A 336-nucleotide genomic window follows, 5' to 3' on the forward strand; every position below is an offset into this window, starting at 1 on the left:
CGTCGAAGACGACCGTCGGCGGTGAGGTGCGGACCGCCTCCTACCAGTACGACGCGTCCGGCAACACCACGGCGATCACGGACACCTCCGGCACCAAGAAGCTCACCTGGAACGGCGAGGGCCGCATCGAGGCCGTCGACGACACCGCGAGCGGCTCGACGAAGTACGTGTACGACGCCGGGGGCAGCCAGCTCATCCGGCGCACGGACAAGACGGTCACCCTCTTCCTCGGCGCGGACGAGATCACCCTCGACAAGGGCACCGGAGTCGTCACCGACACCCGCACCTACCCGGGCCCCGGCGGCCTCTCCATCACCCGGGTCACCAAGGGCGGGG

At 69.9% G+C, this 336-nt stretch carries 1 protein-coding gene; it reads left to right on the forward strand.

Features of this window, described 5'->3' with window-relative positions:
- A partial coding sequence (locus OQ02_RS39610) for an RHS repeat domain-containing protein (RefSeq protein WP_033443827.1) occupies nt 1–336 on the forward strand: 336 nt, incomplete at both ends.

It is taken from the genome of Saccharothrix sp. NRRL B-16314 (assembly GCF_000716595.1).
Classification (GTDB): Bacteria; Actinomycetota; Actinomycetes; order Mycobacteriales; family Pseudonocardiaceae; genus Actinosynnema.